The organism is Pedobacter hiemivivus, assembly GCF_005144565.1.
Classification (GTDB): Bacteria; Bacteroidota; Bacteroidia; order Sphingobacteriales; family Sphingobacteriaceae; genus Pedobacter; species Pedobacter hiemivivus.
Genome location: NZ_SWDX01000003.1, coordinates 321,259 through 335,232, shown reverse-complemented (window position 1 = coordinate 335,232; position 13,974 = coordinate 321,259). Strand labels below are relative to the sequence as shown.

At 39.9% G+C, this 13,974-nt stretch carries 11 protein-coding genes; 8 read left to right on the top strand and 3 right to left on the bottom strand.

Annotated features, from left to right (window positions below; all coding sequences use genetic code 11):
• Positions 1-236: 236 nt before the first annotated feature.
• Together FBD94_RS08595 and FBD94_RS08590 are read right to left on the bottom strand one after the other, a co-directional pair.
• On the bottom strand, positions 237-1,010 hold the full coding sequence (locus tag FBD94_RS08595) for an HAD-IIA family hydrolase (protein WP_136879907.1): 774 nt from the start codon (positions 1,008-1,010) through the stop codon (positions 237-239).
• A 72-nt stretch (positions 1,011-1,082) separates the two neighbouring features.
• Positions 1,083-1,985: an aldo/keto reductase gene (locus FBD94_RS08590; RefSeq protein ID WP_136879906.1), complete on the bottom strand. Its 903-nt coding sequence runs from the start codon at positions 1,983-1,985 to the stop codon at positions 1,083-1,085.
• Positions 1,986-2,126: 141 nt separating this feature from the next.
• Here FBD94_RS08590 and FBD94_RS08585 point away from each other — a divergent pair, with 141 nt between their 5' ends.
• Positions 2,127-2,783 carry a FadR/GntR family transcriptional regulator gene (locus tag FBD94_RS08585; RefSeq protein WP_131611924.1) on the top strand — a complete coding sequence of 219 codons (657 nt, stop codon included), beginning with the start codon at positions 2,127-2,129 and terminating at the stop codon, positions 2,781-2,783.
• A 3-nt stretch (positions 2,784-2,786) separates the two neighbouring features.
• Positions 2,787-4,013, top strand: coding sequence for an MFS transporter (locus FBD94_RS08580; protein ID WP_136879905.1), 1,227 nt, complete (start codon positions 2,787-2,789; stop codon positions 4,011-4,013).
• 25 nt (positions 4,014-4,038) lie between these two features.
• Here the strand turns inward: FBD94_RS08580 and FBD94_RS08575 are convergent, their stop codons facing one another.
• Complete coding sequence (locus tag FBD94_RS08575) at positions 4,039-4,548, bottom strand: Lrp/AsnC family transcriptional regulator (protein WP_449415942.1); 510 nt, start codon at positions 4,546-4,548, stop codon at positions 4,039-4,041.
• A gap of 126 nt (positions 4,549-4,674) precedes the next feature.
• On the opposite strand from FBD94_RS08575, the gene FBD94_RS08570 reads away from it, so the two are divergent.
• From FBD94_RS08570 to FBD94_RS08545, 6 genes are all read left to right on the top strand, one after another.
• Positions 4,675-5,724 (top strand): PLP-dependent cysteine synthase family protein, encoded by a 1,050-nt coding sequence (locus FBD94_RS08570; RefSeq protein ID WP_136879904.1) that lies wholly within the window; start codon positions 4,675-4,677, stop codon positions 5,722-5,724.
• Positions 5,725-5,754: 30 nt separating this feature from the next.
• Positions 5,755-7,464 carry a protein-disulfide reductase DsbD family protein gene (locus FBD94_RS08565; protein ID WP_136879903.1) on the top strand — a complete coding sequence of 570 codons (1,710 nt, stop codon included), beginning with the start codon at positions 5,755-5,757 and terminating at the stop codon, positions 7,462-7,464.
• A gap of 344 nt (positions 7,465-7,808) precedes the next feature.
• Positions 7,809-9,062 carry a beta-ketoacyl-ACP synthase II gene (gene fabF / locus FBD94_RS08560; RefSeq protein ID WP_136879902.1) on the top strand — a complete coding sequence of 418 codons (1,254 nt, stop codon included), beginning with the start codon at positions 7,809-7,811 and terminating at the stop codon, positions 9,060-9,062.
• Positions 9,063-9,217: 155 nt separating this feature from the next.
• Positions 9,218-10,846, top strand: coding sequence for an acyl-CoA carboxylase subunit beta (locus FBD94_RS08555; RefSeq protein ID WP_136879901.1), 1,629 nt, complete (start codon positions 9,218-9,220; stop codon positions 10,844-10,846).
• A 101-nt stretch (positions 10,847-10,947) separates the two neighbouring features.
• Positions 10,948-11,910, top strand: a complete 963-nt coding sequence (gene trxB / locus FBD94_RS08550) for a thioredoxin-disulfide reductase (RefSeq protein WP_131611911.1) — start codon at positions 10,948-10,950, stop codon at positions 11,908-11,910.
• A 147-nt stretch (positions 11,911-12,057) separates the two neighbouring features.
• Positions 12,058-13,962 (top strand): beta-N-acetylhexosaminidase, encoded by a 1,905-nt coding sequence (locus FBD94_RS08545; RefSeq protein ID WP_136879900.1) that lies wholly within the window; start codon positions 12,058-12,060, stop codon positions 13,960-13,962.
• The last annotated feature ends 12 nt before the right edge of the window (positions 13,963-13,974 follow it).

The window sequence follows — 13,974 nt, the reverse complement described above, 5'->3', positions numbered from 1 at the left end:
TTGTTCTGAACCATAACCGTTAAAGTGCCCGAAAAGAATAAATAATAAGATGAGAACCGCATAAAACTTAATAAGGACTACTCTAATGTAAACAAATTGCCGTACAAATTAAATTTAAGTAATAGAATTACACTGTATTTCGTATGAGGTAGATTGTCTCATCAAAAAAGCCGTATGAGTGGATAACCACTCGTACGGCTTCGATGTGAATATGTTGTGGCTAAAGGTTAACCGAATTACCACCATTTTAATGGAAGCTCAATCTGAGCAACCGAACTAACTATTAAATCAGGCTTAAAGGCATAATTAGTTAATTTTTCCTTTTTTGCGATGCCAGAGAGTACCAATATGGTTTTATAGCCCATTTGTACACCACCTTGAATATCTGTTTCCATCGTATCACCAATTACAGTCGTTTCTGCAGTTTCCAGACCTAAATATTTACGAGCTGACCGCATCATCACCGGACTAGGCTTACCAATTACAAAAGCTTTTCGGCCTGTTGCTTCTTCAATCATAGCAGTCGTTGCTGCAATTCCTAAGTTACTCCATCCCGGTTTTTTTGGCGAAGGGTCTCTGTTGGTGGTGATGAATTTTGCACCTGCCAGAATCATGTCTACCGCGCGCTGAACCATTTCTAAAGTAAAGTTTCTGCCTTCTCCCAAAACAACAAATTCTGGATCAGTATTAACCAGGTTGATGCCGTTTTCATGTAAGCTGGTTAATAAGCCACCTTCACCCAAAACATAAGCAGTACCATGCTTGCCTTGGTCGCCCAAAAACTTACCTGTAGCCATCGCACTAGTGTAAATATGGTTTTCAGTAACTTCAATGCCAAGGAGTTTGAGTTTTCGTACCGAATCGAGTCTTGTGCGCTGACTGTTATTCGTCATAAAGGTAAAGGGGATATCATTTTTAATCAAGCCATTGATGAACTTATCTGCGCCTTCAATTAAAGTTTCACCGCTATAAATAACTCCATCCATGTCTATCAAAAGTCCGTGTTTCATATGTTTCTTGCTATGCGTTTTAAAAGTAAAAATGATAAAAAAAAATCTCGTTTAGGCACAGCAAATATAGTATTATGAAAGCAAACTCGGATGCGCTACCGATACATTATACAGGTCATACCAGTCTTGATGATCCAAGTCTATCGTAAAGGCATTCGCTGCATTTCTAATCCTTTGCTCATTGGTGGTACCAATAAGTGGCAATGCTCCTAATTTTACCAACCAGGCTACTGCAAGAGATTCAATATTAGCACTGTACTTTACGCTCAGTTCTTCCAGTTTCTCACGAACCTTTACCGCCTGCGGATCAGTGCCAGCAGCAATTCTACCTTCGGCAAGTGGGGCATAAGCCAATGGACGCATGTAGCGTTGCTTAATGTAGTCAAGCTGACCATTGTCTAAAGCCTGAGTGCTGAGTAAGTTCAGTTCAATATGATTGGTCACAATTGGTTTGGTTAAATAAGAAGCCAGTAGCTGATGTTGAAAAACAGAGAAATTCGCTACCCCAATACTCTTAATTTTTCCAGAGTCTTTTAGCTTCTCCAAAGTTAAAGCCGTTTCTTCAAGGTTTGAAATCGGGTCAAGCTTATCCAATAAAAAGATATCTAGATAATCCGTTCTCAGTTTCTTTAATGATGATTCTACACTTTTAGTGATGTGTGCAGCCGAAGTGTCATAATGTTTAACCCTGATATCTGGGTTTTGTGCATCCGGTACCCTTAATCCACATTTACTAAATAGAACCACTTCTTCTCTTTTAAACAAGCCTTCTTTAAGCAAATCGCCAAATAGCGATTCACATTGGTAAGAACCATAGTTGTCACCATGTTCAAAAGTGTTGATCCCTAGTTCTAAGCAAAGCTGCACCGTTTTTTTTAAAACATTAGCAGTATCTTTTACTTCATTCCATCTGTAAAAACCGTAAACCGCAGGAGAAACTTTGGGGCCTGCATCACCCATATATATTTTTTGCATGTGCTGATCTATTTAATTGAGCTCAATGTCGCTTTTTTACCGAACATATCAAATAGAAAATTGGCTTTCTTTTTTAAACTACCAAAGAAATTTATACCTTTGAAATTCATCTGATGATATGATGAATTTAACCTAAGTAATTTGATTAAGAGAAAATCACTTGCAGACGAAGTTGCCTCCAAAATACAGGAGCAAATTTCTTTTGGGAAATATAAGGTAAATGAAAAACTGCCTATTGAACCAGAATTGATGAAAGGCTTCGGTGTGGGCCGATCTACCATTAGGGAGGCCATAAAGATATTGGCCAATTCCGGCCTGCTTAGGGTACAACAGGGGATAGGTACCTTTGTGGAGCAGTCTACCAGCAACCGGGAGCCCATGGAGCAGCGACTGAAGCGCGCCAATGTTCAGGACTTAGATGAAGTGCGGCAACTACTGGAGATGAAAATTGCAGAGAAGGCCGCCATGAACAGAACAGATTCAGATATCATTGCCATCAAAGCACATTTAGAAAACAGGAAGAAATCTGCTGCTGCAGGTTTGATAGAAGATTGCATTGAAGCTGATGTGCAATTTCATATTGCCATAGCCGAGGCTTCTAAAAATGAGATTCTGGCCGATCTTTATCGGTCTACGTCTATACATCTCAAAAATTGGTTTCTACAGATTTACCCTGATACCGCAGTATTTGAAGAGACTTATGCGCTCCACGAACAATTGTTAAAAAGTATTATCGCAGGTGATGCCAAAAAAGCATGGAGCATCGCAGCAAAAATAATCGGACACGTATCCCAATAAAACATGAAAGAAACAGCTACTACCGCTACTATTGATCCTAAACAACTGGCCCAGCAAACGGTCTTTTCTATTTTATTTACCATCAGTTTTTCCCATCTGATCAACGATATGCTACAGGCTGTAATTCCAGCTGTGTATCCAATATTGAAAGATAAATTTAGCCTTAACTTTACTCAAATCGGACTGATTACCTTAACCTATCAGCTTACTGCCTCTATTTTACAACCATTTATTGGCTTTTATACCGATAAAAGGCCAAGACCATATTCTTTGGCTATTGCTATGGCCTTTACCCTTGTTGGTCTGGTTGCCGTATCTTTTGCCTCTAGCTTTATAAATATATTGCTGGCTGTAAGTTTAATCGGTATAGGCTCGTCAATATTCCATCCCGAAGCATCAAGAGTAGCTCATTTGGCTTCTGGCGGCAAAAAAGGATTGGCCCAATCTATTTTTCAGTTGGGTGGAAATGCAGGAAGTGCAATTGGTCCTTTACTTGCCGCAATAATTGTAGTGCCTCATGGACAATTCTATATCATTTGGTTTTCATTGGTCGCCATTATTGGCATGGTAATCCTCTCCAGAATTGCGCAATGGTATCAGCAACAGCTCGCCTTTAAAGCAAAAAATAAAGGCGTCGTTACTGAAGAAATCAAACATACATTTACAAAGAAACGTGTGGCGTTTTCGATGGGGATTTTATTGATGTTGATCTTCTCAAAGTACTTCTATATGGCCAGTATGACCAGTTATTATACTTTTTATCTGATTGATAAGTTCCATGTTTCAGTACAGGAATCGCAGATTTATCTATTCGCATTTTTAGGTGCGGTGGCAGCGGGAACGCTAATCGGTGGACCACTGGGTGATCGTTTTGGAAGGAAATATATCATTTGGATTTCTATACTTGGTGCTGCACCATTTACTTTGTTACTGCCATTTGTCTCTTTATTCTGGACGGGCGTGCTCTCCGTTATCATTGGTGTAATCATTGCATCGGCCTTTTCGGCCATCCTGGTTTACGCTACAGAGCTAGTTCCTGGAAAAGTAGGAATGATTGCCGGGCTGTTTTTTGGCTTTGCCTTTGGTATGGGGGGATTAGGCTCAGCCTTTTTGGGCAAACTGGCAGATCAGACCAGTATTACCTACGTGTTTCAAATCTGTGCTTTCCTTCCATTAATAGGTATAATTACAGGCTTCCTACCTAATATTGAAGGTAAGAAGAAACGATAGCTATCGGTAAATCGCAAATAGGTTATTATAAAGGATAAGCGGTGTCACTCTTCGTTTCTGAAAGTACAAAAAAGCTTTGTACCGTACTTACGTTGGGTAGAGTGGCCAGCTTATTCCTCAAAAAAAGATGATAGGCATCCATGTCGCTCGTTGCAATACGCAGGATAAAGTCATACGCACCGGTCATCTGAAAGCATTCCATCACCTCGCTAAACTTAGCCACTTCAGTCTCAAATTCTACTAAAGTCTCCGCAGTATGCGCCTTCAAAAATACGTGGGAAAACGCAATGAGATTCCTGTTGATTTTCTTTCTGTCCAGGATGGCAACAATACGTTGGATGTATCCCTGTTCCTTTAAACGCCTGATCCTTTCGTGCACCGTTGCAATAGATTTGTTGAGCTTAAATGCTAGCTCTTTATTGTTTAATGTGGCATCTTTCTGTAAAAGACGTAGAATTTCTAGATCAATTGGGTCTAAAACGTTTTGCATATTAACTTGCTGAAATGAAAAAAAAACAGTCTGCCTTGGTAAAATTTAGGGTAGACTGAAAGAAATTACTATTAATCGTTATTTTTCTGTAAAATTTCTGGAAATAAAGGTAAGCATTGTTATTATAACTTGTGTTATTGATTTTTACCGAATAATTATTTAATCAAAAACATGTTAGTCGAAACTAAAGAGCAGGCTTGTTTAACTGCTGATCTTACCAATAAATTTGAGCACTTATGGCACCTTGTAGGAAATACACCGATGCTGGAATTGCAATATGTGTACAAAGGAAAGCCGGGAAAAGTTTATGTTAAGTGCGAGCACTATAACCTTACAGGAAGCGTTAAAGATAGAATGGCATTGAACATTATGTTCGAAGCTTATAAATCATGTGCGATTAAGCCAGGCGATACCATTATCGAGGCTACTAGTGGTAACACTGGAATTGCTTTTGCAGCTATAGGTAGAGCTTTAGGACATCCGGTTAAGATCATTATGCCAAACTGGTTAAGTAAAGAGCGTATTGATATCATCAGAAGTATGGGCGCAGAGGTTATCCTGATCAGCAAAGAAGAAGGTGGCTTTTTAGGAAGTATTAAAATGTGCGAAGAACTTGCTGAAGCAGGAAACGTGTTTTTGCCAAGACAGTTTGAAAACCGCTACAATGAAGAAGCTCACGAGAAAACTACAGGAATGGAGATCTGGGAGCAATTGAAATTAAATGGTTTAACACCTGATGCTTTTGTAGCTGGAGTTGGAACTGGTGGTACTGTAATGGGTGTTGGTAGAGGATTAAAATCTAAAAATCCAGCAATTAAAATTCACCCTTTGGAGCCTGCTGAAAGTCCGACTTTAACAACAGGATATAAAGTGGGTAGTCACCGTATTCAGGGTATCTCTGATGAATTTATTCCGGAAATTGTAAAGCTGGATGAATTGGATGAGGTGATTCAGGCTAATGATGGTGATGCAATTATCATGGCACAAAAACTAGCTAAAGAGCTTGGTTTGGCTGTAGGTATTTCATCAGGTGCAAATGTGATCGGTGCAATTAAGCTAAGAGAAAAAATGGGTGATGCTGCAGTAGTAGTAACCATCTTAAGTGATAGCAATAAGAAATACCTGAGCACTGATTTGGTGAAAGAAGAAACGATTAAAGATTCATTCATCTCTACCGATACCGTGTTTACAGGATATCAGCCAATTTGCCGTTTAAAATAGTATAGTATTCAACTTTAAAATAGTTTTTTAATGCGACTAAACCACAACATATTAATTAGTTTACGTGTACTCATCGTAGGTCTTTTTATATTTTTCGGCACTGCGGGTACTGTGTTTGCACAGGAAGCAGACACTTCGACTGCTGATCTTGAATTTACTGAGATTGCGCCCGAAGAAGCTCCTAAAGTTGATACGGCTGTAGTTGCTCCGGCAACAACGGTAAGCGATACCACCAAAACAGCAGCGGCAGCAACTACAAAGACCGATGCAAAAGCTAATAAAGCAGAAAAGGAAAAAACCTTATGGGAAACCTTTATTGCAGGATTAGTAGGTGGGTTTTTAGCATTTTTGATGCCTTGTATCTTTCCAATGGTTCCATTAACCATTAGTTACTTTACAAAAAGAGCCGGAAGTAAAAGCAAGGGCATTGGTCAGGCTTTAATTTATGGACTATCTATTATTGTCATCTACGTAGCTTTTGGCTTGTTGATTACCGTAATATTTGGCTCTGCAGGGTTAAATGCTTTAAGCGCCAGTGGCTTATTTAATTTCTTATTCTTCATCCTACTCGTAGTGTTTGCCATCTCCTTCTTTGGAGCGTTTGAAATCACCCTACCTAGCTCTATTGTAAACAAAATAGACAACAAAGCAGACAACAGTAAAGGGCTTGGCGGTATTTTCTTTATGGCCGCTTCTTTAGCTTTGGTATCTTTCTCTTGTACAGGACCTATTATCGGTACCTTATTGGTACAGGCAAGTTCTAAAGGTGAATTACTGGCACCAGCAATCGGGATGTTCGGATTTGCGCTTGCTTTAGCTTTACCGTTTACTTTATCAGCGATATTCCCTGGATTTTTAAGTAGTATGCCTAAATCAGGTGGTTGGTTAAACAGCGTAAAGGTATGCCTGGGTTTCCTGGAACTGGCTTTAGCTTTAAAATTCCTTTCCTCAGCTGATTTGGCCTGGCATTGGGAATGGTTTGACAGAGAGATCTTCTTAGTCCTGTGGATCGTGATTTTCACTCTAATGGGAATTTATCTCCTTGGAAAGATCAAGTTTTCACACGATAGCGATGTTCCTTTTGTGTCTGTACCTAGGTTATTCTTCGCCATTCTATCGTTTTCATTCGCGATGTACATGGTTCCTGGTTTATGGGGAGCGCCAGTAAGCGTACTGAGTGGATTGGCTCCGCCGATGAATACACAGGATTTTATTTTAAGTGGAAATGGATCGTCAGGTGGTTCAAGTGCAGCATCAGCTGACTTCCCTGCTAAAGTAAAATATAGCGAATCGTTGAAACCACCTGTAGGCTTCCACCCATTCTTTGATTTAGATGAAGGTTTGGAATATGCGAAGAAGGTAGGTAAACCTGTTTTGCTTGACTTTACCGGACACACTTGTGTAAACTGCAGAAGGATGGAAGATCTGGTTTGGGTTGACAATGAAGTTGCCCGTCTGATCAATGAAGAATATGTATTGATCCAGTTATATGCTGATGATCGTAACATTAAAATGCCAGCAGAGAAAGTTCATTACTCGGACATTTTGAAACGCAAGACGGATGATTTAGGTTATTGGAACCTGGATTTCCAGGCGACAAGATATGGATCAAATGCTCAGCCATTATATGTATTGGCCGGTCATGATTTGAATCCCCTGGTACCTGCTCAAGGCGCCATCTTTGATGCTAAAGAATACGCAACTTATCTTAAAAGTGGCCTTGCTAATTTTAAGAAATAAGTCAACAATACTATCCATAAAAAAACGAAAATAGGTAGTTAATAATTAAGCAAAGGCCGGTGGATACCGGCCTTGTTTATTTTATTTTTTTGCATAATAAAACTTCTTCTTTAATATTTTGTATATTCTTTAGGGCTTGATAATTAATTATTTTCGTCTTTTATCCTTAATAAAACATAGTTAAAGTGCTTAAAATGAACTTGAAAGATATAAGGAGTAAAGTCGTAATAGCTTTAATGCCGAAAAACATCTATTTTTGGCGCAGGAAAGAGTAGTGTCGATTATTAATAATAAGATAAATTGTTCAAAACAACTTTTGTTTTGATATAAAGTAACAAGTAAATATGAAAAGAGTAGTAGTGACAGGTTTAGGTGCTGTAACCCCGGTGGGAAATACAGTAAAAGAATTTTGGGATAACATTGTAGCCGGTAAAAGCGGTGTAGCAGCTATCACAAAATTCGACACTTCAAAATTCAAGACTAATTTTGCTGCCGAAGTTAAAGACTTTGATGCAGAAGCTTATGTCGACAAAAAGGAGCTAAAAAAGTACGATCTATATACTCAGTATGCTATTGCTGCGAGTGATCAGGCCATCAAAGACTCAGGATTGAATTTTGAGACTATGCCTGAAGTGGAAAGATACGAAGTTGGCGTAATCTGGGCTTCTGGTAATGGCGGTATCACCACTTTTGAGCAACAATTGAAAGAATACCATTTGGGTGATGGTACACCAAGGTTCAGCCCTTACTTCATTCCTAAAATGATTGTTGACATTGCTGCGGGGGTAATCTCTATCAGAAATAAACTTCATGGACCAAACTACGCTACGGTATCTGCCTGTGCTTCTTCAAATACAGCCATTATCAGCGCGTTTGATACCATCCGTTTAGGTAAAGCAAACGTTATGGTTGCTGGTGGATCTGAAGCTGCAATTACAGAGTCATCTGTGGGTGGATTTAATTCAGCTCACGCTTTGTCGAAAAGAAATGACGATCATGCAACTGCATCCCGTCCTTTTGATGTAGATAGAGATGGCTTTGTTATTGGTGAAGGTGCTGGTGCATTAATTCTGGAAGAGTACGAACATGCGATTGCAAGAGGTGCACACATTTATGCCGAAATGGTAGGTGGTGGTATGGCAGCTGATGCTTATCACTTAACTGGTACGCCACCGGATGGTCTGGGTGCTTCATTAGGTATTTCTAAAGCTTTGGCTGATGCTGGAATCTCTGCTGATAAAATTGATTACATCAATGCACACGCTACCTCAACAGGATTGGGTGATGTTGGTGAGTTAAACGGTATCAAAAAGATCTTTGGTGATTTGCCTGTAGCAATTAGTGCAACAAAGTCTATGACTGGTCACTTGCTTGGTGGAGCTGGTGCAATCGAAAGTATCATCAGTATCATGTCTGTAAAAAATGACATCATTCCTGGAACGATCAATACGAAAGTATTAGATCCGGAGATTCCACAAGGATTAAACATCATTCTTGGCAAATCTATCCATAAGGAGGTTAATTACGTATTAAACAATACTTTTGGCTTTGGCGGCCATACTGCAACTTCAATATTTAAAAAGTATACTGCAGAGTAGTAATTCATAAATCCTGGCCTTCGCCGGGATGACAATTTCGATGGGTTCGGTTGTTTTTAAAAAAATAACCGGGCCCATTCTTGCGTTTAGGGGTTTTGTACCAAAGCCCGAAACGGACTTTTGTTCTCGATAAAAATATAATTTAACTTGGCCCGATGAATATAGAATTCAATAAAAATGAGGATGTGAATAAGCAATCGGTTTTTGAACTAAAAACCAGGCTTAAGAAGATATATAAAGGCGGTGGGGATAAGAGTGCGGCGAAACAAAAAGAGAAAGGGAAGCTGTTGGCTAGAGAGCGTATTGCTTACTTAATTGATAAGGAATCGGACTTTCTGGAGATCGGCGCCTTTGCTGCGGATGACATGTATGCTGAGCAGGGCGGTTGCCCTTCGGCAGGCGTGGTATGCGGCATTGGCTATGTATCGGGTAGACAATGTATGATCGTAGCGAATGATGCTACCGTTAAAGCTGGTGCCTGGTTTCCTATGACCGCTAAAAAGAATTTAAGGGCGCAGGAGATTGCCATGGAAAACAGGCTTCCTGTAATTTATCTGGTAGATAGTGCAGGTGTCTATCTGCCGATGCAGGATGAGATTTTTCCCGACAAAGAACATTTTGGAAGGATGTTTAGAAACAACGCCCTGATGTCCTCTGATGGCATTGTACAGATTGCAGCAATCATGGGTTCTTGCGTAGCAGGTGGTGCTTATTTGCCCATCATGAGTGATGAGGCTATGATTGTTGAGGGTACGGGCTCTGTGTTTTTAGCCGGATCGTATTTGGTTAAATCGGCTATAGGTGAGGATGTGGATAATGAGACCCTCGGCGGTGCAACAATGCACTGCGAAATATCAGGCGTAACCGATTATAAGCACCCTAATGATGAAGCTTGTTTAGATAGCATTCGTAACATCATGAATAAGCTGGGTGCCCCACAAGTGGCCGGGTTTGATCGGATTAAGCCGGCACTGCCAAAGCTGGATATGGACGAGATTTATGGCATATTGCCCGAAAACAGGGAAAAGCCTTATGATATGCGTGATATTCTTCAGCGATTGCTGGATGATTCTGAATTGGAAGAATACAAGGAATTATACGGACAGAGCATTATATGCGGATTGGGTAGAATTGATGGTTGGGCTGTGGGCATTGTTGCCAATCAGCGTAAGGTTGTTAAATCTAAAAAAGGAGAGATGCAGTTTGGCGGGGTTATTTATTCCGACAGTGCAGATAAGGCTACACGGTTTATCATGAACTGCAATCAGAAAAAGATACCGCTGGTGTTTTTACAGGATGTGACTGGTTTTATGGTGGGTAGTCGATCAGAACAAGGTGGTATCATCAAAGACGGCGCAAAAATGGTAAATGCAGTCGCCAATTCTGTAGTTCCAAAGTTCACCATCGTAATCGGAAATTCTTACGGCGCAGGCAACTATGCGATGTGTGGTAAATCATACGATCCAAGGTTAATCTATGCCTGGCCAAGTGCTAAGATTGCCGTAATGGGTGGTTCGCAGGCAGCTAAGGTATTGCTGCAAATTAAAGAGGCTTCGCTAAAAGCAAAAGGAGAGGAGATTACCCCAGAAAAAGAAGCGGAATTGCTCAAAGAAATTACCGATAGGTACAATAGTCAGACTACCCCTTATTATGCCGCTGCAAGGTTATGGGTAGATGGAATTATTGATCCAAAAGAAACGCGGAAAGTGATCTCTATGGGCATAGAAGCAGCCAATCAATCACCCATTAAAAAGCAGTTTAACGTAGGTATTATCCAAACCTAGGCCGAATTATAATCTATATATCACAATGTTGCATTTGTTACAAAATTGCTATTTGTGTATAGCGGGATAAAGCGTAATTTTGCATTACAATATAAAAATATATGTCACAAGAAGTAGAACACGTTGAATGTTTAATTATAGGTTCAGGGCCTGCAGGTTATACTGCTGCAATTTATGCAGCTCGTGCAGATCTTAAACCGGTTATGTATACAGGCATGGAGCCAGGTGGTCAGTTAACACAAACCACTGAGGTAGATAATTTCCCAGGATATCCTAATGGAATAACTGGTCCTGAAATGATGGAAGATTTTCGTAAACAAGCTGAGCGTTTCGGAACAGATGTACGTTTCGGTTATGTAAGTTCTGTTGATTTCTCTTCATTGCCACATAAAGTTGTCGTGGATGATATCAAAACAATTACTGCTGATACAGTAATTATTTCTACAGGCGCTACTGCAAAGTGGTTAGGCCTTCCAAGTGAGCAAAAATACAATGGCTTTGGCGTTTCAGCCTGTGCCGTTTGTGATGGTTTCTTTTTCAAAGGACAAGATGTTGCAATAGTTGGTGCAGGAGATACAGCTGCTGAAGAAGCAACTTACCTGGCTAAACTTTGTAAAAAAGTATATATGCTGGTTCGTAGAGACGAATTCAGAGCTTCAAAAGCAATGGTTCACAGGGTGATGAATACCCCAAATATTGAGGTGATCTACAATACCGAAACTAAAGAGATCCTAGGTAACGGTAAGAACGTTACTGGGGTTAAAGTGGTAAACAATCAAACTGGTGCAGAAACAGATATACCTGTTGAAGGATTCTTCGTTGCAATTGGTCATAAACCAAATACAGATATCTTTAAAGGTTGGTTAGATATGGATGATACTGGTTATTTGAAAACAGTTCCAGGATCGACATTAACCAATGTTGAAGGTGTTTTTGCTAGTGGAGATGTACAGGACAGCTATTACCGTCAGGCAGTGACTGCCGCGGGTTCTGGATGTATGGCCGCATTGGATGCGGAACGTTATTTAGCAGCTAAAGAACATGATGTAAAAGTGGTCTCTTAATTACTAATAAAAAATACAAAGGGCAGGATCATTTTTATGGTCCTGCCTTTTTTTTGTACGGTCGTCATCCTGAATTTATTTCAGGATCTCGTTTATAATTAGGATTTTTTTATCTTAGTCATAGAAACAACGTAATTATTAACCCTAATGATGAAAAAACTCCTATCAATTGTATTATTGGCATTCGTTTATGTCAACGGTTTTGCTCAGAACGACATTAACGTTGGGATCATCCCCGCACCCGTATCCGTAAAAAAGAACTCAGGAAGTTTTAAACTGGATAAGACGGTTGTGCTGGTTTCCAGCGATGTAAAAGACACAAAATCGGCCGATTTATTAAATACCTATATCGTTGCTAAAGGAGGTTTTGCATTAAGGCTAGCTAAAACTGCTGCTGCTAACACGCGCAGTATCATACTTAGCACTTCAGGTGCTGATCAATTGCCTGCCGAAGGTTATAAAATTAAGATTACTCCTAAAAATATTACGGTTACCGGTAAAGATGCCGGCTTGTTTTATGGTGTACAGTCTTTAATACAAATGATGCCCGAAGTAGCAGGGGATGGGATGACCATAAATGCTGTTGAAATTAATGACTATCCGCGTTTTAAATATAGAGGATTACATTTAGATGTAGGACGTCATATGTTCCCGGTTTCCTTTCTTAAAAAATACATCGACATGATGGCTCAGTATAAGTTAAATAACTTTCACTGGCATTTAACTGAAGATCAAGGCTGGAGAATTGAGATTAAGAAATATCCAAAATTAACTACTGTTGGCGCCAGCAGAAATGGAACGATTATAGGTCACCACCCGGGAGTAAATACGGATGGTACACCTTATAAAGGCTTTTATACCCAAAATGAGGTGAAGGAAGTAGTCGCTTATGCAGCTGCTAAATTTATCAACGTCATTCCTGAGATTGAATTACCTGGCCATAGCTCTGCCGCAATTGCCGCTTATCCTGAATTAAGCTGTTTCCCAGAACGGGATACTTTTATAAGTGATAAAACGCCATGGACGGGCTCCCGTAAAGGCAAACAAGTACAACAAACCTGGGGCGTATTTGACGATGTATTTGTACCCACAGAGCAGACATTTAAGTTTTTAGAAGATGTACTTGATGAAGTGATCGCACTTTTCCCTTCTAAATACATCCACATTGGTGGCGATGAAAGTCCTAAAGCCTACTGGAAAGAAAGTGCGTTTTGCCAGCAATTAATCAAAAAACTGAATCTGAAAGATGAGCATGAATTGCAAAGTTATTTCATCCAAAGGATTGAGAAATACATCAATAGTAAAGGCCGTAGAATTATAGGCTGGGATGAAATATTAGAAGGCGGATTAGCACCAGATGCTACCGTTATGTCCTGGAGAGGGGTAAAAGGTGGTATCGCAGCTGCTCAACAAAAGCATGATGTGATCATGACCCCTAATGCCGGTGGTCTTTATTTTGATCATAAGCAGTCTGAATCAGCTGATGAACCTACAAACATTGGCGGTTTAGCGCCTTATGCTAAGTCTTATGCCTATAACCCTGTTCCTACAGAACTTACAGCAGATGAACAAAAATATATTATTGGTGTTCAGGCGAATGTTTGGACAGAGTATATTCAAACATCATCAAAAGTAGAGTACTTCTTGCTGCCAAGGTTATTCTCTCTGTCGGAGATCGCCTGGACTCAGGATTCACGGAAGGATTTTAAGAACTTTTCGGAAGAACGTCTTCCGCTACACCTGGCTAGATTGGATAAAACAAATACGAATTATTGGGTACCAACACCATTTGGTCAGGATAAGAAAGTGCTGAATGGCGAGGACTTTAACATAGCATTAAAAGAACCTGTTCTAGGCTCTAAAATCTATTATACGTTTGATCTTACCCGTCCTTCAGAAATTGGTACTTTATATACCACACCTATTAAAATTACCGTTCTTAAAGGTCAGAAGCAAATCCTCAAAACAATTGTGGTTACTGCTGGCGGAAAGAGGAGTGTCGTAACCGAGACGATATTGAACAACGCTGCACCGGATGTTAAAACAAAATAAGCGATAAAACAA